The sequence below is a fragment of the Streptomyces sp. NPDC051822 genome, from assembly GCF_044452745.1.
Classification (GTDB): domain Bacteria; phylum Actinomycetota; class Actinomycetes; order Streptomycetales; family Streptomycetaceae; genus Streptomyces.
Map to the genome: position 1 here is coordinate 1,171,137 of NZ_JBITBZ010000001.1, position 23,122 is coordinate 1,194,258.

Annotated in this window: 25 protein-coding genes; 10 read left to right on the plus strand and 15 right to left on the minus strand. The window is 70.9% G+C overall.

Annotated features, from left to right (window positions below; all coding sequences use genetic code 11):
- Positions 1 to 24: 24 nt before the first annotated feature.
- A complete protein-coding gene (locus tag ACIA8N_RS05290) occupies positions 25 to 777 on the minus strand; it encodes an MBL fold metallo-hydrolase (protein ID WP_365777818.1) in 753 nt (250 codons plus the stop codon).
- A gap of 216 nt (positions 778 to 993) precedes the next feature.
- On the opposite strand from ACIA8N_RS05290, the gene ACIA8N_RS05295 reads away from it, so the two are divergent.
- Positions 994 to 1,482, plus strand: a complete 489-nt coding sequence (locus ACIA8N_RS05295) for a type II toxin-antitoxin system PemK/MazF family toxin (RefSeq protein ID WP_365777816.1) — start codon at positions 994 to 996, stop codon at positions 1,480 to 1,482.
- Positions 1,483 to 1,620: 138 nt separating this feature from the next.
- Here the strand turns inward: ACIA8N_RS05295 and ACIA8N_RS05300 are convergent, their stop codons facing one another.
- From ACIA8N_RS05300 to clpS, 7 genes are all read right to left on the minus strand, one after another.
- Positions 1,621 to 2,571: a PLP-dependent cysteine synthase family protein gene (locus ACIA8N_RS05300; protein WP_030222242.1), complete on the minus strand. Its 951-nt coding sequence runs from the start codon at positions 2,569 to 2,571 to the stop codon at positions 1,621 to 1,623.
- Between the two features lie 5 nt (positions 2,572 to 2,576).
- Entirely contained in the window at positions 2,577 to 2,855 is a 279-nt protein-coding gene (locus ACIA8N_RS05305; protein WP_030222244.1) for a MoaD/ThiS family protein, read from the minus strand.
- A 174-nt stretch (positions 2,856 to 3,029) separates the two neighbouring features.
- The gene (locus tag ACIA8N_RS05310; protein WP_321184766.1) at positions 3,030 to 3,131 is read right to left on the minus strand and encodes a putative leader peptide; all 102 of its coding nucleotides are present in this window, start codon (positions 3,129 to 3,131) and stop codon (positions 3,030 to 3,032) included.
- Between the two features lie 116 nt (positions 3,132 to 3,247).
- Positions 3,248 to 3,685, minus strand: a complete 438-nt coding sequence (locus tag ACIA8N_RS05315; RefSeq protein WP_030222246.1) for a M67 family metallopeptidase — start codon at positions 3,683 to 3,685, stop codon at positions 3,248 to 3,250.
- Positions 3,686 to 3,797: 112 nt separating this feature from the next.
- Entirely contained in the window at positions 3,798 to 5,225 is a 1,428-nt protein-coding gene (locus tag ACIA8N_RS05320) for an amino acid permease (RefSeq protein WP_365777813.1), read from the minus strand.
- Positions 5,226 to 5,575: 350 nt separating this feature from the next.
- Complete coding sequence (locus ACIA8N_RS05325) at positions 5,576 to 6,160, minus strand: DUF2017 domain-containing protein (protein WP_365777811.1); 585 nt, start codon at positions 6,158 to 6,160, stop codon at positions 5,576 to 5,578.
- A complete protein-coding gene (clpS, locus tag ACIA8N_RS05330; RefSeq protein ID WP_030222252.1) occupies positions 6,160 to 6,465 on the minus strand; it encodes an ATP-dependent Clp protease adapter ClpS in 306 nt (101 codons plus the stop codon). Before clpS ends, ACIA8N_RS05325 begins: the two co-directional genes overlap by 1 nt.
- 111 nt (positions 6,466 to 6,576) lie before the next feature.
- Here clpS and ACIA8N_RS05335 point away from each other — a divergent pair, with 111 nt between their 5' ends.
- Together ACIA8N_RS05335 and ACIA8N_RS05340 are read left to right on the plus strand one after the other, a co-directional pair.
- Positions 6,577 to 7,905, plus strand: coding sequence for a nicotinate phosphoribosyltransferase (locus ACIA8N_RS05335; protein ID WP_365777808.1), 1,329 nt, complete (start codon positions 6,577 to 6,579; stop codon positions 7,903 to 7,905).
- A 113-nt stretch (positions 7,906 to 8,018) separates the two neighbouring features.
- Positions 8,019 to 8,618, plus strand: coding sequence for an isochorismatase family protein (locus ACIA8N_RS05340; RefSeq protein WP_365777806.1), 600 nt, complete (start codon positions 8,019 to 8,021; stop codon positions 8,616 to 8,618).
- A 15-nt stretch (positions 8,619 to 8,633) separates the two neighbouring features.
- Here ACIA8N_RS05340 and ACIA8N_RS05345 read toward each other — a convergent pair whose 3' ends face one another.
- Positions 8,634 to 8,945 carry a hypothetical protein gene (locus ACIA8N_RS05345; protein WP_015033879.1) on the minus strand — a complete coding sequence of 104 codons (312 nt, stop codon included), beginning with the start codon at positions 8,943 to 8,945 and terminating at the stop codon, positions 8,634 to 8,636.
- Between the two features lie 122 nt (positions 8,946 to 9,067).
- On the minus strand, positions 9,068 to 11,527 hold the full coding sequence (locus tag ACIA8N_RS05350) for an immune inhibitor A domain-containing protein (RefSeq protein ID WP_365777804.1): 2,460 nt from the start codon (positions 11,525 to 11,527) through the stop codon (positions 9,068 to 9,070).
- A gap of 329 nt (positions 11,528 to 11,856) precedes the next feature.
- Here ACIA8N_RS05350 and ACIA8N_RS05355 point away from each other — a divergent pair, with 329 nt between their 5' ends.
- Positions 11,857 to 12,135, plus strand: coding sequence for a hypothetical protein (locus tag ACIA8N_RS05355; protein ID WP_365777802.1), 279 nt, complete (start codon positions 11,857 to 11,859; stop codon positions 12,133 to 12,135).
- Between the two features lie 18 nt (positions 12,136 to 12,153).
- On the opposite strand, the gene ACIA8N_RS05360 is transcribed toward ACIA8N_RS05355, so the two are convergent.
- Both ACIA8N_RS05360 and ACIA8N_RS05365 read right to left on the minus strand, forming a co-directional pair.
- On the minus strand, positions 12,154 to 12,906 hold the full coding sequence (locus ACIA8N_RS05360) for an RDD family protein (RefSeq protein ID WP_365777800.1): 753 nt from the start codon (positions 12,904 to 12,906) through the stop codon (positions 12,154 to 12,156).
- 76 nt (positions 12,907 to 12,982) lie between these two features.
- Positions 12,983 to 14,440 carry an RDD family protein gene (locus ACIA8N_RS05365; RefSeq protein WP_365777798.1) on the minus strand — a complete coding sequence of 486 codons (1,458 nt, stop codon included), beginning with the start codon at positions 14,438 to 14,440 and terminating at the stop codon, positions 12,983 to 12,985.
- Between the two features lie 311 nt (positions 14,441 to 14,751).
- Here ACIA8N_RS05365 and ACIA8N_RS05370 point away from each other — a divergent pair, with 311 nt between their 5' ends.
- Positions 14,752 to 15,243 (plus strand): SsgA family sporulation/cell division regulator, encoded by a 492-nt coding sequence (locus ACIA8N_RS05370; RefSeq protein WP_365777796.1) that lies wholly within the window; start codon positions 14,752 to 14,754, stop codon positions 15,241 to 15,243.
- A 27-nt stretch (positions 15,244 to 15,270) separates the two neighbouring features.
- On the opposite strand, the gene ACIA8N_RS05375 is transcribed toward ACIA8N_RS05370, so the two are convergent.
- Entirely contained in the window at positions 15,271 to 16,638 is a 1,368-nt protein-coding gene (locus ACIA8N_RS05375) for an FAD-linked oxidase C-terminal domain-containing protein (RefSeq protein ID WP_365777794.1), read from the minus strand.
- Between the two features lie 98 nt (positions 16,639 to 16,736).
- Between ACIA8N_RS05375 and ACIA8N_RS05380 the strand changes: the two genes are divergently transcribed.
- Entirely contained in the window at positions 16,737 to 18,200 is a 1,464-nt protein-coding gene (locus ACIA8N_RS05380) for a tetratricopeptide repeat protein (protein ID WP_365777792.1), read from the plus strand.
- 162 nt (positions 18,201 to 18,362) lie between these two features.
- Here ACIA8N_RS05380 and hppD read toward each other — a convergent pair whose 3' ends face one another.
- Positions 18,363 to 19,508, minus strand: a complete 1,146-nt coding sequence (gene hppD, locus ACIA8N_RS05385; RefSeq protein WP_365777790.1) for a 4-hydroxyphenylpyruvate dioxygenase — start codon at positions 19,506 to 19,508, stop codon at positions 18,363 to 18,365.
- Between the two features lie 121 nt (positions 19,509 to 19,629).
- Between hppD and ACIA8N_RS05390 the strand changes: the two genes are divergently transcribed.
- From ACIA8N_RS05390 to ACIA8N_RS05405, 4 genes are all read left to right on the plus strand, one after another.
- Positions 19,630 to 20,106, plus strand: a complete 477-nt coding sequence (locus ACIA8N_RS05390) for an Lrp/AsnC family transcriptional regulator (protein ID WP_359207018.1) — start codon at positions 19,630 to 19,632, stop codon at positions 20,104 to 20,106.
- An 89-nt stretch (positions 20,107 to 20,195) separates the two neighbouring features.
- Entirely contained in the window at positions 20,196 to 20,777 is a 582-nt protein-coding gene (locus tag ACIA8N_RS05395) for a winged helix-turn-helix domain-containing protein (RefSeq protein ID WP_365777788.1), read from the plus strand.
- 19 nt (positions 20,778 to 20,796) lie between these two features.
- Complete coding sequence (locus ACIA8N_RS05400) at positions 20,797 to 20,979, plus strand: hypothetical protein (RefSeq protein ID WP_365777786.1); 183 nt, start codon at positions 20,797 to 20,799, stop codon at positions 20,977 to 20,979.
- The gene (locus ACIA8N_RS05405) at positions 20,976 to 22,394 is read left to right on the plus strand and encodes an MFS transporter (protein ID WP_365777784.1); all 1,419 of its coding nucleotides are present in this window, start codon (positions 20,976 to 20,978) and stop codon (positions 22,392 to 22,394) included. The genes ACIA8N_RS05400 and ACIA8N_RS05405 overlap by 4 nt, the downstream gene beginning before the upstream one ends.
- Here ACIA8N_RS05405 and ACIA8N_RS05410 read toward each other — a convergent pair.
- On the minus strand, positions 22,327 to 23,121 hold the full coding sequence (locus tag ACIA8N_RS05410; RefSeq protein WP_365777782.1) for a S16 family serine protease: 795 nt from the start codon (positions 23,119 to 23,121) through the stop codon (positions 22,327 to 22,329). The genes ACIA8N_RS05405 and ACIA8N_RS05410 overlap by 68 nt on opposite strands.
- Between the last annotated feature and the right edge of the window lies 1 nt (position 23,122).

Sequence of the window (23,122 nt, forward strand, 5' to 3'; positions counted from 1 at the left end):
AAGGTTCCGGGGCCCTTCCCGTGCTCAGATCTCGTAGACCGCGCCCGGTCTCGCCAGCTCCGCGGGTCCCGCGTACACCTCGCGCGCGTCCGCCAGGTTCCGTTCGCCGTCGGTCCACGGCGGGATGTGGGTGAGGACCAGCCGGCCCACCGACGAACGGGCGGCCTCCGCCCCCGCCTCCCGGCCGTTGAGGTGGAGCTCCGGGACGTCCTCCTTGCCGTGGGTGAAGGAGGCCTCGCAGAGGAAGAGGTCGGTGCCCTCGGCGAGCGTGTGCAGCGCCTCGCAGACCCCGGTGTCCCCGGAGTACGTGAGCGACCGGCCGCCGTGCTCGATCCGGATGGCGTACGCCTCCACCGGGTGGGACACCTTCTCCGTACGGACGGAGAACGGGCCGATCTCGAAGGCGCCCGGCTTCAGGGTGTGGAAGTCGAAGACCTCGCTCATCGAACTGGGCGAAGGGGTGTCCGCGTACGCCGTGGTCAGCCGCTGTTCGGCGCCCTCCGGGGCGTAGACGGGGATCGCGTCGCAGCGTCCGCCCTCGTGCCGGTAGTAGCGGGCGACGAAGTATCCGCACATGTCGATGCAGTGGTCCGCGTGCAGATGGCTGAGGAAGATCGCGTCGAGGTCGTACAGACCGATGTGTCGCTGCAGCTCTCCCAGGGCGCCGTTGCCCATGTCGAGGAGCAGCCGGAAGCCGTCGGCCTCGACGAGGTAGCTCGAACAGGCCGAGTCCGCAGATGGGAACGACCCGGAGCAGCCGACGACGGTGAGCTTCATGGAGCGTGAACCTCCGTGGACGGATCCGTTGACGGATACGGAAAGCGCGCTGTGGAAGGGGGGAGGCTGAGCGGTCTGTCGAGCGTAAGGCGCACCCGGGCCTGTCGCTCCTTCGTGGTGGCCCGTTGTGGGCGAACTCACGGGCTCTGTCACCGGTTCGGATGGATGGCGGGCCGTTGCGGCGGAGCGAGGCGCGCGCCGGTACCGTCTTGAGGTATGGACACGTCGTGGTGGCCCGCGCTGGTCGCGGTCGTGGTGATCGCGCTGGTCGTGGCGCTCGCCGACGGATGGAAGCGTTCGAAGCGGCGGCCCGCGCCCCCGTCGGCGCGTCGGCCCCCGGGGCGGACGCGGCCTCCCGGCCGGCCGCCGCGGAAGGCTCCGCCGCGTCCGGGGCGGGGGCCGAAGGAGGCCGAGATCTGGTGGGCGGACGTGCCGTTCGAGGACGGGCCGGGGTCGAAGGACAGGCCGTGCCTGGTGCTCGCGGTACGGGGGGACATGGCGCTGGTCGCCAAGATCACCAGCAAGTACCACGACGAGCGGCCGGGGGTCATCGCGCTGCCGCCGGGGGCGGTGGGCGACGCGCAGGGGCGGCCGAGCTTCCTGGAGACGGACGAGCTGCGGGAGGTGCCGGTTTCGGGCTTCCGGCGGAGGGCGGGGACGGCGGACCCGGTCGTGTGGGACCAGGTCCGCCATCTGGCGCGGTAGCGCTCTTGCGGGCCTTCGGGGTGCGGGGCCTGCTGGTGAGGGTCCGGGCGCGGAAGCCTGGGCGCGGCTGAGCGCGCCGTTCCGTTGTGCCCACCCGTTCCGCCCCAGCGGAACGAATGCCCACAACTCCCACGACGGCTACGCCCAGAGTTGGCCCTGGACCGCTTCGATCGCTTCCTCTGTCGTCTTGGCCGTGTAGAGGCCCGTCGACAGGTACTTCCAGCCGCCGTCGGCGACGACGAACGCGATGTCCGCGCTCTCGCCGGCCTTGACCGCCTTGTTGCCGACGCCGATGGCCGCGTGCAGGGCCGCGCCGGTGGAGACGCCCGCGAAGATGCCCTCCTGCTGGAGGAGGTCGCGGGTGCGGGTGACCGCGTCGGCGGAGCCGACGGAGAAGCGGGTGGTGAGGACGGAGGCGTCGTACAGCTCCGGTACGAAGCCCTCGTCGAGGTTCCGGAGGCCGTAGACGAGGTCGTCGTAGCGCGGTTCGGCGGCGACGATCTTGACGTCGGGCTTGTGCTCGCGCAGGTAGCGGCCGACGCCCATGAGGGTGCCCGTCGTGCCGAGGCCGGCCACGAAGTGGGTGATCGAGGGCAGGTCGGCGAGGATCTCGGGGCCGGTGGTGGCGTAGTGGGCGCCCGCGTTGTGCGGGTTGCCGTACTGGTAGAGCATCACCCAGGTCGGGTTCTCTGCCGCGAGCTCCTTGGCGACGCGCACCGCCGTGTTCGAGCCGCCGGCCGCGGGGGACGAAATGATCTCGGCGCCCCACATGGCGAGCAGCTGGCGCCGCTCCTCGCTGGTGTTCTCGGGCATGACGCAGACGATGCGGTAGCCCTTGAGCTTGGCGGCCATGGCGAGCGAGATGCCGGTGTTGCCGCTGGTCGGCTCCAGGATGGTGCAGCCGGGGGTGAGCCGGCCGTCCTTCTCGGCCTGCTCGATCATGTGGAGCGCGGGGCGGTCCTTGACCGAGCCGGTCGGGTTGCGGTCCTCCAGCTTCGCCCAGATGCGGACGTCGTCCGAGGGCGAGAGCCGGGGGAGGCGGACCAGCGGCGTGTTGCCGACCGCCGCCAGCGAGGAGTCGTAGCGCATGTGGATCAGACCATGCCGCCGGCGACGGCCGGCAGGATCGTGACGTTGTCGCCGTCGGTGAGCTTGGTGTCGATGCCGTCGAGGAAGCGGACGTCCTCGTCGTTCAGGTAGACGTTGACGAAGCGGCGGAGCTTGTCGCCGTCGACGATGCGGGCCTCGATGCCGGTGTGGCGGGACTCCAGGTCGGCGAGGAGGTGGGCGATGGTCTCGCCGCTGCCCTGGACGGCCTTCTCGCCGTCGGTGTAGGTGCGGAGGATGGTCGGGATGCGGACCTCGATGGCCATGGACGTGGGCTCCTGTCGGAAGTGGCGTGGTGGCGCGGGTGGCGTGGTGCACGGGTGACGCGGTGGGCGCGTGGCTGGCCCCCGCGGGAGGGGGGTCGTGCTCGGAGGTGCGCTCGGGCCGGTCTCGCTCAGAGCGCGGCGCGGGGTGTACAGGTCACGTACGGATCGCGCGGGTCAGGTACAGATCGCGCTGGCGAGGCGGCACAGATCGACGTGCAGGCGTGCCACGAGCAGCATGCTGCTCGGCGTCTCTTCGCTCACGTCGTGGGAAACCATGGGCTCATCGTATCGATTCCCGGTCCGGGTTTCGGAATGTGATCTCACATGGTGAACGGTTCCTGCCCGCCTGCCGGACGCCTGTCGGGCTGGACCACGGATGACCTCGGGAGTTCTCAGACCGCTTCGGTCTCGTAGGCCTCCACGACCTTCACTTCCTCCTCCGTCACGACGCCCTCGACGATGGTGTAGGAGCGGAACTGGAAGGGGCCGGCGCCGTCGCTGTCGGCGGTGGAGACCAGGACGTAGTGGGCCTGGGGCTCGTTCGCGTACGAGATGTCGGTGCGGGAGGGGTAGGCCTCGGTCGCGGTGTGCGAGTGGTAGACGATCACGGGCTCCTCGTCCCGGTCGTCCATCTCGCGGTAGAGCTTGAGCAGATCCGCGGAGTCGAACTCGTAGAACGTGGGCGAGCGGGCGGCGTTCAGCATCGGGATGAACCGCTCCGGGCGTCCGGTGCCCACGGGGCCCGCGACCACGCCGCAGGCCTCGTCCGGGTGGTCCGCGCGGGAGTGTTCCACGATCTGGTCGTACAGGGCCTGGGTGATGGTCAGCATGCCGACAGGATAAGCAGACGGGCCACCCCGTACCGAGGAGTGGTACGGGACGGCCCGGATGCTGGACAGCTGTGCCTTGCGGCGGTGTTTGCGAGCGTGGTTGCGAGCGTGGTTACGAGCGCTTGGCGAAGGCCGCGCCCTCGGGGTTGCGGGCCTTCAGGACCAGGTAGGAGACGCCCAGGATGAGGCCCCAGACCGGCGCCGCGTAGAGGGCGGTACGGGCTCCCTCGTCGATGCCCATCATGACGATGACCATGCCGATGAAGAGGAGCGCGAACCAGCTGGTGTACGGGGCTCCCGGGGCCTTGAAGGTCGACTCGGGGAGTTCGCCGCGGTTCGCCTTGGCGCGGTAGCGGATCTGGCAGACCAGGATCATGATCCAGGCCCACATGCCGGAGATGGTGGCGAAGGAGACGACGTACTCGAAGGCCTTGCCGGGGGCGACGTAGTTGATCCAGACGCCGACGAGCATCAGGGAGGCCGAGAAGGTCAGGCCGAGGAGCGGGGTGCCGCTCTTGGTCAGCCTGGTGAAGATCTTCGGGCCCTGGCCGTTGAGCGCGAGGTCGCGCAGCATGCGGCCGGTGGAGTACATGCCCGAGTTGCAGGAGGAGAGGGCGGCGGTGAGCACCACGAAGTTGACGATGGCGGCGCCGACGCCGAGGCCCATCTTCTGGAAGGCGGCGACGAACGGGGAGACGCCCGGCTGGAACTCGGTCCACGGGACGACCGACAGGATCATGATCAGCGCGCCGACGTAGAAGACGGCGATGCGCCACGGCACGGTGTTGATGGCCTTGGGCAGGACCGTCTTCGGGTCCTTGGACTCGCCTGCGGTGACGCCGACGAGCTCGACGGCGAGGAAGGCGAACATGACGATCTGCAGGGTCATCAGCGTGCTGCCGATGCCGTTCGGGAAGAAGCCGCCCTGGTTCCACAGGTGCGCGACGGTGGCGGTGTCGCCGGCGTCGGAGAAGCCGATGGTGAGGATGCCGGCGCAGATCAGGATCATGCCGATGATGGCGGTGACCTTGACCATGGAGAACCAGAACTCCAGCTCACCGAAGAGCTTCACGGAGATCAGGTTGGCGCCGTAGAGGATGACCGTGAAGACCAGCGCCGAGATCCACTGCGGGATGTCCCACCAGTACGTCATATAGGTGGCGGCGGCGGTGACTTCGGTGATGCCGGTGACGACCCAGAAGAGCCAGTACGTCCAGCCGGTCACGAAGCCCCAGAAGGGGCCCACGAATTCGCGCGCGTACTCGGCGAAGGAGCCGGACACGGGGCGATACATGAGCAGTTCGCCCAGGGCCCGCATGATGAAGAAGATGACCAGGCCCGCGATGGCGTAGGCGAGGATCAGGCTGGGGCCGGCCTTGGCGATGGCCTTGCCCGCGCCGAGGAAGAGGCCGGTGCCGATGGCGCCGCCGATCGCGATCATCTGGATCTGCCGGGCGCCGAGGCCACGCTGGTAGCCCTCGCCGCCCTCCACGGCCCCGTCGGTGCCGTCGTGCTGCTTGTCGACCTGCACAGAGGTCATGGTGGTGCGCCTTTCTCCATGCTGATCCGCGCGACTGCGAGTGCGTCGGCCGCGGATCAGATCCTGATCCCCCCGGATGTGGATGGAGTGCCACCGGCGGTCAGCCGGTCCAAGCGCCCTCGGGGACAGGGGTGGCGTCCCCGAGCGGTCGTGAAGATTTATCACGATGCGGTACACGATCGAGGGACTTGGATGTGGCGCGGACCACAGAAAACGGCGCCCGAAAGGGATTCAACACGGCAAAGCGGACGCTCTGATAACGCATTCGTTATCCGGATTTGAGCGTCCGCTGAGCGAACAGGAGGGGGTGATCCGATGTCGCTACGGCATCGAGGGATCGCCCGGTGTCCTTAAGACATCAGGGTCTCGACGAGGGACTCCTGGAGCGCGCCCAGCCAGAGGTACGCCATCACCATCGGCTTGCGGGGGTCGGAGTCCGGCAGCCGGTACAGCTGCTCGCTCTCGTCGTCGTCGGTGACCTCGAGCCGGGTCCCGATGGTCAGCCGGAGGTCGTTGAGCGCGCCGAGCCAGGCCCGGGACTCGTCCGGGGTCAGCTTCAGGACGGCGCCGCCCTCGCTCGCCGCGTCCGCGGAGAGCCCGTCCAGGGCTCGCACCACCAGGAGGGCGTCCTCGCGCTTGCGGGCCCGCAGGTCGTTCTCGGTGTAGCGGCGGAAGTCGGAGGCGGCCGCCCGCAGCTCCTCGCTGTCGTCCCCGTACGCGTCGGGGAAGAGGCGCTTGAGCGCGGGGTCGGACGGCGGCTTGCTCGGGCCCTCGGCGAAGAGCGCGGCCAGCGGGTCGGCGTCCTTCGCGGGCTCGTCGCCCGGTCCGATCAGCTCCATGAGCTGGACGGCGAGGGAGCGGAGGATGGAGATCTCGACGTCGTCGAGGGCGACGGCGGCGCCACCGCCGGGCAGGACCTCGAAATGCCCGGCCATCAGCCGCGGTCCTGGGTGAGGGTCGCCCAGAGTCCGTAGCCGTGCATCGCCTGCACGTCCCGCTCCATCTCCTCGCGGGTGCCGCTGGAGACCACCGCGCGGCCCTTGTGGTGCACGTCGAGCATCAGTTTGTGCGCCTTGTCCTTGGAGTATCCGAAGTACGCCTGGAAGACGTAGGTCACGTAGCTCATCAGGTTGACCGGATCGTTGTGCACGAGGGTCACCCAGGGCACGTCCGGTTCGACGACCGCGGAGACCTCCTCGGCCGACTCGGTACGTTCGATCTCAATAGGCGCGACGCTCACTCACCCCATGCTGCCACCCCGGGGTGCCCGTCGCACAAACGGGTCGGGCCTTCCCGGCGCGTACGGCCTAGAAATCGTCAGAGTGACGATTTCTGCGCTAGCATCGCTGACATGAACGCTGCGGACCTTGGGCTGCCGGTGGACGTGCCGTCGACCGCGCTCTTCACCGATCAGTACGAGCTGACCATGCTCCAGGCGGCCCTGCGGGCCGGCACCGCCGACCGGCGCTCCGTCTTCGAGGTCTTCACCCGGAGACTGCCCGAGGGGCGGCGCTACGGCGTCCTCGCGGGCGTCGGCCGGGTCCTCGACGCCGTCGAGAACTTCCGCTTCGACCCCGCCGTCCTGGGCTTCCTGCGCGAGCGCGGCATCGTCGACGAGCCGACCCTCGAATGGCTGGCGCGCTACCGCTTCTCCGGCGACATCTGGGGGTACCCCGAGGGCGAGGTGTACTTCCCCGGCTCCCCCGTGCTGCGCGTCGAGGGCTCCTTCGCCGAGTGCGTGCTCCTGGAGACCGTGATCCTCTCGATCCTCAACCACGACTCGGCCATCGCCGCCGCCGCCTCCCGCATGTCGGCCGCGGCCGGCGGGCGCCGGCTGATCGAGATGGGCGCCCGGCGCACCCACGAGCTGGCGGCGGTCGCCGCCTCCCGCGCCGCGTACGTCGGCGGCTTCGAGGCCACGTCGGACCTCGCGGCCGGCTTCCGCTACGGCATCCCGACCGTCGGCACCTCCGCCCACGCCTTCACCCTCCTCCACGACAGCGAGCGGGACGCCTTCCGCGCACAGGTCGAGACCCTCGGCCGCGGTACGACCCTGCTCGTCGACACGTACGACGTGACCGAGGCCGTCCGTACCGCCGTGGAGGTGGCGGGGCCCGAGCTCGGCGCCGTCCGCATCGACTCCGGCGACCTGCTGCTCGTCGCCCACCGGGTGCGGGCGCAGCTCGACGAGCTGGGCGCGCGGGACACCAGGATCGTGGTCACCTCGGACCTCGACGAGTACGCCATCGCCTCGCTCGCGGCGGCCCCGGTCGACGCGTACGGGGTCGGCACGCAGCTGGTCACCGGCAGCGGCCACCCGACCTGTTCCATGGTCTACAAGCTGGTGGCGCGGGCGGCCTCCGCCGACCTCAAGGCGCCCCTCGTGCCGGTGGCCAAGAAGTCCCTGGGCGGCAAGGCCTCGGTCGGCGGGCGCAAGTGGGCGGCGCGCCGGCCCGACGCGCACGGGATCGCGGAGGCGGAGGTCGTGGGGACCGGGCCGGTGCCGCCGGAGCTGGCCGACCACCAGCTCCTGGTGGAGCTGGTCAAGGGCGGCGACGTGGTCGCCAGGGAGCCGCTCGAAGCCGCCAGGGCCCGGCACATCGCGGCCCGTGGCGGGCTGCCGATGTCGGCCATCCAGCTCTCGCGGGGCGAGCCGGTGCTGCCTACGGAGTACATGTAGGGCCTGAACCCGGACGACAGGCCCCAAGGCTCCTGCCGACGCCCCCTCCCGGAGGCAGGGGGAAGTCTTTAGGCTCGAACCCACCCCTCCCCGACCCGCTAAGGACACCCGCCATGCACCGCGCATTGATCGTTGTGGACGTTCAGAACGACTTCTGCGAGGGCGGCAGCCTCGCGGTGACCGGCGGCGCGGACGTCGCCGCCGCCATCACCGACCTGGTCGGCCAGACGGCGGGCACGTCCTACCGGCACGTGGTCGCCACCCGCGACCACCACGTCGACCCGGGCGCGCACTTCGCCCCGGCCGGCGAGGCGCCGGACTACGTCACCTCCTGGCCGGTGCACTGCGTGGCCGGTACGGAGGGGGTGGGCTTCCACCCGAACTTCGCCCCCGCCGTCGCCAGCGGGGCGATCGACGCCGTCTTCGACAAGGGCGCCTACGAAGCGGCGTACAGCGGCTTCGAGGGGCGCGACGAGAACGGGCGGACGCTCGTGGAGTGGCTGCGGGCGCGGGACGTCACCGAGGTCGACGTGGTGGGCATCGCCACGGACCACTGCGTCCGGGCGACGGCCCTGGACGCGGCCCGTGAGGGCTTCCGCACCCATGTCCTGCTCGACCTGACGGCGGGCGTCGCGAAGGAGACGACGGACCGGGCCCTGGAGGAGCTGCGGGCGGCGGGCGTGGAGCTGACGGGCCGGCCTGCGGTCCCGTAGGGACGGGCCCGGGTCTTACGCGGCCGGTTCCCTGGGGAGGGACCGTACGGGGTGCCAGAGCTCCTGGGCGGCGCCCGGGGTGGATCTCCACAGCAGGCCGTCCGGGTGGTGCAGGACGGCCGTGATCTCGTCCGGGGTGGGCGGCTCGCTGTTGCCGCGGAGGTAGACGGCCCGCAGTCCGAGGTTCCGCAGCCTGGTCAGGGCGCGGGCACGGTTCGCGGCGTGGACCAGGAAGCGGACCGTGGCGCCGTCGCGGGCCGGGCTGGGCAGCCCTATGGCGACGACCACGCTACCTCCGGGCAACTTGCAGAACCCTCCGTTGGGCATGCGGAACCACTCCCCCGTGGATCGAATGTCAATAAGAAAAGCGTCAGACGCACCTAAACACGATCGGCCGCCGCCCGCTAGAGGGCGACGGCCGATCACGCTTTGACCTGCGGTTTTACCGATTACTTAGTGGAGGGACCCACGCGGACCGTGATCGTCTGGCCGTTCAGCGGCTCCTTGACGACCTCGATCTTGGTGTTGGTGTCAGTTACCTGGACACCGGCGCGCTGGGTCTCCGGGTACCAGTAGGTGCCCTTGCGGTCGTCGAAGACCGGGTTGCCCGGCTGCGAGTTCACCCACGCCGGGACGTCGGCCTTGTGGAGCAGGAGGCCGTCGGTCCGGTAGGTGCCGAAGGTGGAGTCGTACGCCTGGACGCGGTTGCGCATCAGGGTGCCGTCCGTGAACTTCAGCGGGGTGGCGTGCGCGTCGACCGGCAGGATCAGGCCCTGGCCCGGGTGGACGGCGGTGTTGTTGTCCTTCTGGGAGAGGTCCCACTTCCAGATGAGCAGACCGTTCTGGTACGGGTAGTGCTCGACCCAGCTGGACTTCTCACCCGTGAAACCGAAGTTGTACGGGCCGACCTTGAGGGTGGCGTCGTACGAGACGTACTGGCGGTTCTCCGCGATGTAGTACTGCTCGTACTCCTTGGTGAAGCCCTTGCCGACCCGCGAGAAGCCCTTCGCGACCCAGCCGTTGTCACCGTTCTCGGCGTTGTCCGAGAAGAGGGCGGCACCGTCGGCGGTCAGCGTGATGGCGTCGGCGGTGAAGCCCTTGCCGCCCGCGCCGCCGTCCGTCTGGTAGCGGAAGCGGAGGTCGAACTTCTTGCCCGCGTAGGCGTCGAGGCCGTAGACGAGCTTCTTGTGGGTGCCGGAGACGTCGGTCAGCGCCGGGGCGCCGCTGGCGTCGCGCGGGAGCGCCTTGCCGTCGGCGGTGCCGTCGAGAGCCGTCCAGTTGGCGCCGCCGTCGGTCGACACCTCGGTGTAGAGGTAGTCGTAGTCGAGCTCGATGTCGTACCAGCCCTGGAGCTCCAGGGAGGCGGACGTCTTGCCCGTCAGGTCGACGGAGCGGGTCAGGGTGTTCTTGAGGTCGTCACCCATGTTGCTCCACCACTGGGTGGCACCCTCGGCGGGGGCCACGACGTCGGTGGTGACGGCCTTCTTCGGCAGCTCGACGAGGAGCGCCTGCGGGTTCTCGGTGTTGTACGCCGCGACACCCAGCTTGTGCGTGGACTTCCACGCGCGCGCCTCGTCGGCGACCTTGGTGTAGTTGAGCCAGCCGAGCTGCAGCTTGTCCCAGGCGTTCATGTCGCCGGGCAGGTCGCCGATGGCGTCCTTGCCGCGGCCGAGCCAGGAGCCGGACGACATGAGCGACCAGAAGCCGGTCGAGTTCTCGGCGCCCTTGAGGCCCGAGGTGTCGTACAGGTCAGGGAGGCCGAGGTCGTGGCCGTACTCGTGCGCGAAGACGCCGAGGCCGCCGTTCTCGGGCTGCATCGTGTAGTCGCCGACCCAGATGCCGGAGTCGCCGATCTGCGTGCCGCCGGCCTTGTTGTTGGCCGGGCCGGTCTTGCCGGCGTTGGTGCCGTACGCGTACCAGCGGTGGGCCCACAGGGCGTCGCCGCCCTGGGCGCCGCCGCCCGCCGACTCGTCCTCGCCCGCGTGGACGATCTGGAAGTGGTCGATGTAGCCGTCGGGCTCGTTGAAGTTGCCGTCGGCGTCGAAGTCGTACCGGTCCCAGAGGTCGTACTGGGCCATGTCGGCCTTGATCTGGGCGTCGGTGCGGCCCTTGGCCTTCTGGTCGGCGACGAAGGCGGTGACGCCGTCGCGGACCGCGTCCCAGACGTTGGCGCAGTTGCTGTTGCCGCAGTAGTTCGAGCCGTAACGGGCCTCGTTGTACTCGACCTTGACCCAGTCGGAGACGCCGCCGTCGACCGAGTACCGGCCGGACGAGGTCTTCTCGTAGTAGGTCTTCAGCGACTGCTTGGGCTGTCCCTTGGCGTCCTTGCCGGTGCCGAAGTACAGGTCCTGGAAGTGCTTCTGGTTGTAGTCCGCCTGCCAGGCCGTGGAGTTGTCCTTCGCACGGTCCGGCTGGGCTATCTGGTTGTGCAGCGGGCCGGGCGTGCCGCCGAACTTCGGCTTCAGCTCGTCCGTGTCGTCGTCGGCCCGGTTGACCAGGGTGGTGTTGTCCACCTTGTCGCCGAACTCGACCAGGATCGTGAAGATCTTGTCGGTCTTCTCGCGGCCGAGCTCGACGTACTTCTTGTCGTCGAGCTTGACGACCTGCGAGCCACCGCGGCGCTCGACCTTGGCATCGCCGTTCAGCACCTGCTCCAGGGCGGCCTTGCGCTGCTGCGCCTGCTGCTCGCTGAAGGGGCCTTCGAGGTCGTGGTCGACGGCCGTCTTGTCGACGCCGTGGCCGTGCCCGTCGCCGGCGCCGGGCGCCGGGTCGTGGCGGACGTCGGCCGCCGACGGCGCGCTGCCGTGGTTGTCGGCCCATGCGGTGGTGAAGGTCGAGGCGGTGGCGGCGGTAGCCGCGAGCGCCACGACGACTGCGGACGCTCTGATCGCCCGTCGTCTGTTGGTCACTTGAAGTTGTCCTCCCCGGCGCCCGCCGCCCTCGGACCAGATGGTGGGGTGTCCGTCCGGCGGGGTCGCGCGTCACAAGTGACGACATTCGACCGGAGAGAGACAAGAAAAGACAGATCTTGACTTGCACCGACCAACTGCACTATGCGGGAGGCGTGTTCCGATTATCGGACAGATGGGCGGCGCACACTCAGGGACAGTTGGGACTTTCGTGCCCCCGCGCGCCCCCCGTGCAACGGCACCGTGGGTAAGGTCACGCTTACCCCCCGCCCTTCTCGGGCATCGAGCGTCGTAGAGTCGACCCCATGCCCGGAGGGACGGTATCCGTCATGCAGCGACCGAACGCCGCGCAGCTCGCCTACGGTTCGGCCACCGTCGTCCTCGCGACCGTCGCCCTCCTGCTGCTCTCCCGTACGACGACCACCCTCGGCATCACGGTGATCAGCCTCGCCGGACTGCTGCTCGGAGTGCTCGTGGCGGTGACGATGCCGGTGCGTCCGGCGTCCGTCAAGATCCTGGACGCGGTTCCGGAACCCCGCGGGAACGACGAGGTCCGGGTACCGACCGCGCCTGTGGGCGCGGGGGCCGATACCCGGACCGGTTCGTGATCCTTCGAGCCTGACGGCCTACTGCGGGACGGAGACCACCACCGTCTTCGCCGCCTTGTCGTGCAGACCCTGCTTGTACGGCTTGTCGACCAGGATCAGGATCAGGATCAACAGCGGCCACAGGCAGGCGCAGCAGATCAGCGCCGGCAGCCACAGGACGACCGCGCGCAGCAGCGACTGGCTCATCGGGGGCGTGGCGCCGTCGTTGAGCATCGCGACCCGCAGCTTCATCAGCTTCTTGCCGATGGTCTGGCCGTTCCTGGCGGTCATCACCGTGTCGTACGCGACGTACGCGACGATCGTGATGAGCTGGAAGACCAGCTGGCTCCCGCCGTTCAGGCTGTTGACGGTGTCACCGAAGTCGCTGTCGTTGTCGGTCGCCCGGGCGTAGATGTCGAACGGGATGCCGATGACCGCCAGCGGGATCGCGATGATCAACCAGTCGATGAGCCGCGCGAGGATGCGCCGGCCCGACTCGGCGAGCGGCGGCATCCCGGAGAGCGGATCCGTCCCGCCGTACCCCCCGCCGTAACCGCCGTACGGAGGCGGGGGCGGCATGCCGCCGTCGTACGGGGAGCCGCCAGAGGAGCCGTACGGATCCCCGCCGGAGGGACCGTACGGACTTCCCGGCGGGGGTCCTCCGGGGGGCGGCTGGCCACCGCCCGGGGGCGGGGGCGGCTGGCCGGCGGAGGGCGGCGGGGGCTCCTGCGGCCTCTTGAGGAACGGGTCCTCCTCGGGCGGCTGGCCGGGCGGCGGCTGATCGGTGCTCATGGGGGCAGTGCATCGCGGCCCCGGCGCCCCCGCACTCCATCACCGCCCGTTCGGGGGACCCGGCCCCCCGGCCGGCTCAGCGCGCCACGAAGGTGCGCGCGGCCTTGTCGTGCCAGCACTGGCGCCAGGGGCGGTCGAACAGACACCACAGGACGTTGAACACGCCGATGGCCAGGAGCCCCAGGACGCTGTAGACGATCCAGCGGCGCAGCGACGCCCCGAACCTCGGCGGCTGGTGCGCCTCGATGTCCCGCACCTCGATCCCGCACAGCTTCTTGCCCAGGGTGCGGCCCCACCGGGAGGTCGGCACCACCTCGTACAGGATGCCGATGACGAACAGCGCGGCCAGCGCGATGCCGAACTGGACGGAGGTCGTCCCGTCGAGCAGCCAGACCTGGACGGTGACGCCGGACTGCCTGGCCGCCTCGATCTTGCCGTCGATGTGGTCGAGGGCCGTGGTCACGAAGGGGAAGGAGGCGCCGCCGACCAGGGCGCCCAGGACCACGGTGTCGATCAGCCGGGCGAGCAGCCGCCTGCCGTGCCCGGCGGGGCGGGCGGAGGCCTGCTCGCGGGCCGCCTGGACGAACAGGTCGTCGACGGGCGGCTTCCAGGGGACGACGGGCTGCTGCTGCTCCGACGCCTGGGGCTGAGCCTGCTGCGGCTGGGGCTGTTGCGACTGCTGCGGCTGCTGGGCCCAGGAGGGGGTGGCGGGCGGTTGCTGTACGGGGGTGGGCGCGGGAGCCGGGGCCTGAGCCTGCGGCACGGGCGCCGGAGCCGGGGTCCGCTGTACGGGCGCGGGAGCGGGCGCCTGCTGTACGGGGGTCGGCGCGGGAGCCGGAGCCGGCGTGGGCGTCGGGATCGGCATGACCGGCATCCCGCCGAGTCGCGCGGCTCCCCCGGCCGTCCGGGGATCGGCGTTCCGGGGGTCGGCGTTCCGCGGGTCGGCCGTCCGGGGCTCGACCGTCTGCGGGGCGGCGTGCGCCCGCGCCTCGGCGGGCTCGCTCGCACCGGCGACCGGCCAGTCGGCGGGGGTGCGCGGGTCGGCGGTCCGGGGTGCGCCCCAGGAGACCTTCTGGTCGCGGTCGCCGCCGAAGCCGGTCTGGCGGGAGGTGTCCGCCTGCCACGCGGACGCGGGTTCCTGGGGGGCAGGCTCCTCGTCGAAGAAGACGGGTCCGGTCTCCTCCACCGCGGGTACGGGGGCGGGGGCGGACGCCTGGGCCGGTACGTGCACGGGCGCCTGGACCTGCACCGGCTCGCGCTCGGGCTCGGGCTCGGGTTCGGGTTCGCGCTCCGGCTCACGCTCGGCCTGCCGTACCGGAACCGGCACGGGTGCCGGGCCCGAGGCCAGGATGGGGCCCGCCGGGATCGCCGAAACCGGGGGGCCGGGCGGAACCTCGCCCTCCTTGGGCGCGGGCCGGCTCGTACCGGGAACCCAGGCGCCCCCGTTCCAGAACCGGATGTACCCGGGAATGGACGGGTCCGGGTAGTACCCCGCCTGCGGTACCTCTCCGCCGCCTCCAGGAGGAGTAGCCACTGCCCCGACTCCGTTCAGTCACAACGCCTTTGATCCGCGCGGCCCGCGTGCCGGGCGTGCCGCGCCCAAGGAGGACAGTAACGAAGAACGTCCCCGGGGGAACAAGGAGCCCGCGAGAAAGCCCCGCCTTCGGGCGACACGTACCGGAATCGATCACTCATGGTGATGTTCGGGCCGATGGATCCTGCCCGGAAGGCCGCCGGAAAAACTTCCCGGAAAAAATCTCCCGAAGTCGCGTAATGAGCTGCGTCCACCCCGCTCTCTCCAGGTGAAGGCCCGTCCGGGGCCCCACCGCGAGAGGGAGTACGACCATGCAGAACACCGACAACACCACGGTCGAGCGCGAGCTGGAGCTGAACCTGGTGCTCTCGCCCGAGCGCGCCGTCCCCGTCCCCGCCCGGCTCGCCTACCGCACCGACGACCCGTACGCCGTCCACATCACCTTCCACATCGGCACGGATCACCCCGTCAACTGGACGTTCGCGCGTGAACTCCTCGTCGAGGGCGTGTTCCGGGCCTGCGGCCACGGCGACGTGCGCATCTGGCCCACCAAGGTCGACGGCCGCAGCGTCATCCTGATGGCGCTCTCCTCCCCCGACGGCGACGCGCTGCTCGAAGCCCCGTCAGCGCAGGTGTCCGCCTGGCTCGAGCGCACCCTGCGGGTGGTGCCGCCGGGCACCGAGTCCGAGCGGCTCGGCATCGACGACGGCCTCGCCGAACTCCTGGCGACCACCGTGATCGCCGACGAACTGTGGCTGCGCGACCCGTGGCCGTCGGACGAGTCGCAGGACGGCGAGCTGTGATTCCCGTACGCGCGCGTGGACCTGGATTCAGAACAGCTTTCCGGGGTTGAGCAGCCCCAGCGGGTCGAAGGTCGCCTTGATCCCCCGCTGGAGTTCGAGGCCCACCGGACCCAGCTCCCGTGCCAGCCACTCCTTCTTGAGGACGCCCACACCGTGCTCGCCGGTGATCGTGCCGCCGAGCGCGAGCCCGAGCGCCATGATCTCGTCGAAGGACTCCCGCGCCCGCCGCGACTCGTCGTCGTCGGTGTGGTCGAAGCAGACGACGGGATGGGTGTTGCCGTCACCCGCGTGCGCGCAGACGCCGATCGTGAGCCCGTACTTCTCCGCGACGGCGGCCGTGCCGTCGAGCATCTCGGCGAGCCGGGTCCGCGGCACGCACACGTCGTCGATCATCGTCGCGGACTTGATCGTCTCCAGGGCGGTGAGGGAGAGCCGGCGCGCCTGGAGGAGGAGTTCGGACTCGGCGGCGTCCGCGGCCGGCACGACCTCGGTCGCGCCCGCCGCCGCGCACAGCTCCCCGACAGCGGCCAGATCGGCGGCCGGGTCCGGGGTGTCGAACGCGCACAGGAGCAGCGCCTCGGTGGTGTCGGGCAGACCCATGCGCGCCAGCTTGTTGACCGCCCGGACGGTGGTGCGGTCCATGAGTTCGAGCAGCGACGGGGTGTGCCCGGCCTCCATGATCGCGCAGACGGCCGCGCAGGCCGCCGCGGCGGAGGGGAACTCGGCGGCGAGCGCGAGCTGCGCCGGAGGCTGCGGCCGGAGGGAGAGCACGGCCTTGACGACGATGCCGAGACTGCCCTCGGAGCCGACGAAGAGCCTGGTCAGGTCATAGCCGGCGACGCCCTTGGCGGTGCGGCGGCCGGTGGTCAGGAGCCGGCCGTCGGCGAGGACGACGTCCAGACCGAGGACGTACTCGGCGGTCACCCCGTACTTCACACAGCACAGGCCGCCGGAGGCAGTGCCGATGTTCCCGCCGATGGTGCACGTCTCCCAGCTGGAGGGATCCGGCGGGTAGTACAGACCCTGATCGGCGACGGCCCGTGAGAGCACCGCGTTGACGACACCCGGCTCGACGACGGCGATCCGGTCGACCGGGTCGATCTCCAGGATGCGGTCCATCTTGACCAGCGAGAGCACGATGCAGCCCTCGGAGGCGTTGGCGCCGCCGGACAGGCCGGTACGGGCCCCCTGGGGGACGACGGGCACGCGGAGTTCCGTCGCCGTGCGCATGACGTGCTGGACCTGCTCGACGGTGCGCGGCAGCACGACGACCGCGGGGGTGCCGGCCGCGCAGAAGCTCGCCATGTCGTTGGCGTAGGAGGCGGTCACGTCCGGGTCGGTGAGCAGCGCCTCGGCGGGGAGCCCGGCGCGCAGCCGCGTCAGAAGATCGTCCATGCGTCCAGCGTGGCACCCGGGGCCATCGGTGTGAACCCGCCGGAGCGGGTGCTTCGTGTGCTCTTCGTACAGGTGCGGGCGGGCGCACAGTGAGCGCCATGAAGACGCAGAACGTGTCGAGGACGGTCCTGGCGGCCGGAGTGGGCGCGGTGCTCGCGGCGACGGCCCTGCTGTACGTCCCCGAGTTCGTCGGCCAGGAGCCGCCGCCCCCGCCGAGCCCGGCGGAGCGGGCGACGACCGCGGCCCACGCGGGCGCGCAGGCGGCGCTGCCCGACCTGGCCGCGCTGATCACCGACCGGGAGAAGTGGCTGCGCGCCCACCCGGACGACGACGCGTCCTGGGCGGACCTCGGGGCGGCGTACACGGAGCGGGGCACCCGGCTCGGAGACGTACGGGACTATCCGCGGGCCGAGCGGGCCCTGCGCCGCTCCCTGGCCGAACGGCCCGCCGACCGCGGCAATGTGACGGCGCAACTGGGGCTCGGGGCGCTCGCCGGGGCGCGCGGCGACTGGAAGACGGCGAAGGAGTGGGGCGAGCGGGTACGGAAGGCGGACCCGCGCCGCTGGCTCGCGTACCCGGTCCTGATGGACGCGTACAACGGCCTCGGGGAGTACGGGGCGGCCCAGAAGGCCATGGAGACCCTGGAGAAGCTCCACACGGGCGCGGTGGTGCGTACCCGGGCGGCGCAGACCTACCGCGACCGGGGCTGGCGCGAGGACGCCGACGCGGCGGCCCTCGACGCGGCGGCGCTCGCCGAGACGGACGCGGAGAAGGCGGCGTCGCTCGCGCGGCTCGGGGACCTGGCGTGGGAGCGGGGCGAACCGGAGGAGGCGCTCGCGCGGTACGGGTCGGCGCTGCGGCTCGTACGGGACCACGGCCCCTCCCTCGCCGGCCGGGCGCGGGCGCTCGCGGCGCTCGGCCGGACCGGGGAGGCGCTGCGCGACTGGCGGGCGGCGCTCGCCAGGCTGCCGCTGCCGGAGTACGTCCTGGAGGCCGGCGAGCTGTCCGAGTCGCTGGGCCTGGACGGCGACGCGCGGGCCCTGTACGAACGGCTGCGGACGGGGACGTGGGCGCGCGGGCAGGTGCCCCTGGCCCTCCTCGACGCGGACCACGGCGATCCGGCGGCGGCGGTGGCCCGGATGCGGGCGGAGTGGGCGCGGGGGCACCGGTCGGTGGGGGTCGCGGACGCGCTGGGCTGGGCGCTGTACCGGGCGGGGCAGCCGAAGGAGGCGCTGGAGTACGCGAAGCGGGCCACGGACGAGGGGGTGCGGAGCGCGCTGTTCACGTACCACCTGGGCGAGATCGAACGCGCCCTGGAACAGACGGGGCCGGCCCGGCGTCACCTGGCGGAGGCGCTGCGGATCAACCCGCACTTCTCGCCGCTGCTCGCCGCGAAGGCGACGGAGTCGTTGACGGCGGTGGGCGAACCGCCGGAGGAACTGCCGAAGGAACTACGGCGGCCCCCGGAGGCCGAGGCGAAGCCGTCGCCTACGGAGAAGCCGGAGCCCCCGAAGACCCCGGAGACCCCGACCGACCCGCCGAAGGCGACGCGACAGCCCTGAGGTGCGGCGCCGCACATGTGGTCCGGGTCCAGGCTCGGAAGCCTGGGCCCGGCAGGGGGCGCCGTCCCGTTGTGCCCACCCGTCCCGCCCAGCGGGACGACTGCCCACAACGGGGGACCATCGGCTGCGGGCGGTACCGGCTGGTGGGCCGCCCGCAGTCGGCTACAGGTTGCCGCGCTTCTCCTGCTCGCGCTCGATCGCCTCGAACAGGGCCTTGAAGTTGCCCTTGCCGAAGCCCATCGAGCCGTGGCGCTCGATCATCTCGAAGAAGACGGTCGGGCGGTCCTGGACCGGCTTGGTGAAGATCTGCAGCAGGTAGCCGTCCTCGTCGCGGTCGACGAGGATCTTCAGCTCGCGCAGGGTCTCGACGGGCACCCGGGTCTCGCCGGCCCACTCGCCGAGGGTGTCGTAGTACGAGTCGGGGGTGTCGAGGAACGCGACGCCCGCGGCCCGCATCGCGCGCACGGTGGCGACGATGTCGTTGGTGGCAAGGGCGATGTGCTGGACGCCGGCGCCGCCGTAGAACTCCAGGTACTCGTCGATCTGCGACTTCTTCTTCGCGATCGCCGGCTCGTTGATCGGGAACTTCACCTTGAGGGTGCCGTCCGCGACGACCTTCGACATCAGGGCGGAGTACTCGGTCGCGATGTCGTCGCCCACGAACTCCTTCATGTTCGTGAAGCCCATGACGTTGTTGTAGAAGCCGACCCAGTCGTTCATCTTGCCGAGCTCGACGTTGCCGACGCAGTGGTCGATGGCCTGGAAGGTGCGCTTGGCCGGCGGCTCGACGATCGGGTTCGCGGCGACGAAGCCCGGGAGGTACGGGCCGTCGTAGCCGGAGCGCTCGACGAGGGTGTGGCGGGTCTTGCCGTACGTCGCGATGGCGGCAAGGACGACAACCCCGTGGTCGTCCTTGACCTCGTACGGCTCGGTGAGACCCGTGGCGCCGTGCTCGACGGCGTACGCGTACGCGGCGCGCGCGTCCGGCACCTCGATCGCGAGGTCGACGACGCCGTCGCCGTGCTCGGCGACGTGGTCGGCGAGGAAGCGGCCGTGGTCGGTGGCGACCTTGATGACGGAGGTGAACACGAAGCGGGCGGCGCCGTTCGTCAGGACGTAGCTGGCGGTCTCGCGGCTGCCGTTCTCCGGTCCGGAGTAGGCGACGAGCTTCATGCCGAAGGCCGTGGAGTAGTAGTGCGCGGCCTGCTTGGCGTTGCCGACGGCGAAGACGACCGCGTCCATTCCCTTGACCGGGAAGGGATCGGCCTTACGCGCGGTGGAAGGGGTGTGATCGATGGTCTCAGTCATGGGAGCAGCGTCGCGCCGTCCGGCAAGGTGCGCAATAGTTTGCTGAGCGGCTGGTCAATGTGTACAGCAATCCGGCAGCATCGGCGGGCGACTTGTACATGGTGACCACCGGGAGGCCCTCGTGGCGATCGATCATTTGGACGGCCGGCTGATCGTGCTGCTTGCACGGGAGCCGCGCATCGGGGTGCTTGAGGCCTCGCGCCGGCTCGGGGTGGCGCGCGGGACGGTGCAGGCACGGCTGGACCGGCTGCAGGCGAGCGGGGTGATCCGGGGCTTCGGTCCGCAGGTGGATCCGGCGGCGCTGGGCTATCCGGTGACGGCGTTCGCGACGCTGGAGATCAAGCAGGGGCAGGGCGCGGACGTGCGGGAGCACCTGGCGACGGTCCCCGAGGTGCTGGAGCTGCACACGACGACGGGTCACGGCGACATGCTGTGCCGGCTCGTGGCCCGCTCGAACGCGGACCTCCAGCGGGTGATCGACAAGGTGGTGGCCTTCGAGGGGATCGTGCGGGCGTCGACGGCGATCGTGATGGAGAACCCGGTGCCGCTGCGGATCATCCCGCTGGTGGAACAGGCGGCGAGCGGGGAGTCGCTGTAGACCTGCCGACCGGACGCAAAGAAGAGGTTGCAAAGGATTGGTTGCAAAAAACCCTTGCAACCAATCCTTTGCAACTCTACGCTTTGAACATGTCCGAGCCCGAGGAACACCTGAGCCGCCAGCTGGACCCGCGCTCCCTGCGCGGGCTCGCCCACCCGCTCCGCATCCGGCTGCTGCGCGCCCTCCGCCGGAACGGCCCGGCCACCGCCTCCCAACTGGCCGAACAGCTGGGCGAGTCCAGCGGTGCGACCAGCTACCACCTGCGCCAGCTCGCGGCCCACGGCTTCGTCGAGGACGACCCGACACGGGGCAAGGGACGCGAGCGGTGGTGGAAGGCAGGCCAGCAGGGCACGAGGGTCGACGCCTCGCTCTACGAGAACCCGGACCCGGAGGTCCGCGGCGCCCTCGACATCTACGTCCACGAGATCGCGACCATCCACACGCAGGAGCTGAGCACCTACCTCGGCACCATGCACGACTGGAACCAGACCTGGCTCAGCGCCTCCGACATGAGCGACTTCACCCTGCGGCTGCCCCCCGAGAAGCTCCGCGAGCTCGACGAGAAGATGCACACCCTCATCGAGTCGTACCGGGACATCGAGGAGGCCGACGCGCCGGACGCCGAGCGCGTACGGATCCATCTGCACGCGTTTCCGCAGCACGAGAACTGACGGAAGGAACCACGCAGTCATGAACGCCGACATCCACCTCCAGCTCCACCAGCTGCACGCCGCCGAACTCCACCGCGAGGCCGCCGCCACCGTCCCTCACCCCTCCGGCTCCACCCTCCGGGTCCAGCTCGGCTGGCGACTCGTCGAGTTGGGCCTGCGCATGGCCACGCCCGCGCACCGCCCGGTCACCCTGGCGGCATGACCGCACCGGGGGGACACCACGCGGACACGGCGAAGGGGGATACGGCGAAGGGGGATGCAGCGAGGCGGGACCGCGTCCCGCTCGCGACCGTCCTGGCCGCCAACGCCGTATCGATCACCGGAAATTCGCTCACCCTCATCGGCGTCCCGTGGTTCGCGCTGGACACCACGGGAAGCCCCGGCAAGGCGGGGATCGTCGCCTTCTGCGCGGCCCTGCCCGTCCTCGTCTCGGCCATCGCCGGCGGCCCGGTCATCGACCGGCTCGGGCGGCGGCGGGTCTCCGTCGCTTCGGACCTCGTCTGCGCCGTCGCCCTCGCCGCGATCCCGCTGCTCAACCGGGCCGGCCTCCTGCAGTTCTGGATGCTGTGCGCCTTGATGGCCGTCACCGGCCTCTTCCACGCACCCGGCGAGACCGCCCGCAGCGTCCTCATCCCCGACCTGGCGCGGCGCGCCGACACCCCGCTCTCCCGCGCCGCCAGTCTCTACGACGCCGTCTCGCGCGGCGCCCGGATGACCGGTGCCGCCCTCGCGGGCCTTCTCGTGGCGCTCATCGGCGCCGACACCGTCCTGTACGTCGACGCCGCCACGTTCGCCGTCTCCGCACTGCTCGTGATCGCCGGCCTGCGCGGCATACCCTCCGCCGAACCCCTGCGCGGAGCCCCGCCGCTCTCCGCCGCCGCCTACCGGGCCGATCTCCGTGAGGGCTACGCGTTCCTACTGCGCACCAGACTGCTCCTCGGCATCAACTTCGCCGTGATGATGACCAATGGCCTGGCGCTGAGCTGGAGCTCGGTCCTCCTGCCGCTCCATGCCCGGGAGGAGCTGGGCGGCTCGGCCTCGCTCGGGCTGCTCATCGCCGTCTTCGGCGGCTGCGCCCTCGTCGGGGCGCTGGTCTACGGGGCAGTCGGCCACCGCTTCCCGCGCCGTCCGGTCTTCGCGACCGGATTCCTGTTCACAGGAGCCCCCGTGTTTCTGACCGCGGCCGTCACCGACACCACCGCACCGCTGCTCGTGGCGATGGCTCTCGGCGGGCTCGGGGCGGGGGTGCTCAACCCGATCCTCACCACGGTCTTCTACGAGACCGTCCCGGAGGAACTCCGCAGTCGCGTCGGCGGCGCCAGCACGGCCTCCGTGCTGCTCACCGCCCCGCTCGGCGGGCTCGCCGCCGGATTCCTGGTGGAACGCACGGGGCTCACCGCGGCGCTCCTCACGATCGGCGGGGTCTACTTCCTGGCCAGCGCCTCACCGCTGGTGTTCCCCGCCTGGCGGGGGATGGACACCCCGCAGGCCGCCCCGCAGGCCACCCCGGGGGCCACCCCATCGGCCGCCCCCGCGCACGGTCCGAAGGTCAGCAGGTCGGAACCTTGGCGTCCTGGCCCTGGGCGAGGGCCCGCAGGGACGAGACGGCGTCGCTGAGCGCGGTGACGGGGACGAGACGCAGGCCCTTCGGCAGCTCGGCCTCGGCGTCCGAGCACTCGTCCTTCGGTACGAGGAAGACGGTGGCCCCGTCGCGGGCGGCGGCCTGGGTCTTGAGGGAGACCCCGCCGACGGCGCCGACCTCGCCGTCCGCCTCGATCGTGCCCGTACCGGCGACGATCCTGCCGCCGGTGAGTTCACCGCCGTCGCCGTCGCCGTTCAGCTTGTCGACGATGCCGAGGGAGAAGAGCAGCCCGGCGCTGGGCCCGCCGACGTCGGCGAGGTGCAGGGTCACCTTCACCTTCTCGGGGTCCATCTTCAGGTAGCCGAGGGCCGCGAGGGTGGCCGTGTCCTGCGACTCCTTCATCTGGCCGAGGTTGTGCTTCTCGATCTCGGCGTCCGACTTCCCCGACGGGTAGACGGAGTCGTGCGGCAGGACGGCCCGGTCGGTACGGAACCAGGCGTCCGTCACGTCCCCGAGGTCCACGTCCGTGGACGGCCCGGTCGCGACGATCGTCGTCATCCGCAGCTGGCCCTCGGTGTCGCGGACGGGCGCGCCGGCGATCGTGATGACCTCCCGCCCCTTGTTCTCGCCGAGCACGTCGGCGGTGGAGCCGGGCTGGGCGATCGCGTACGGCAGCGGCGCGAGGCCGACGACGGCGAAGAGCGCGGCGACGGGCAGGGCGCAGACAGCGAGGGCGCGGGGGCGGGAGAGACTGGAGAGCACG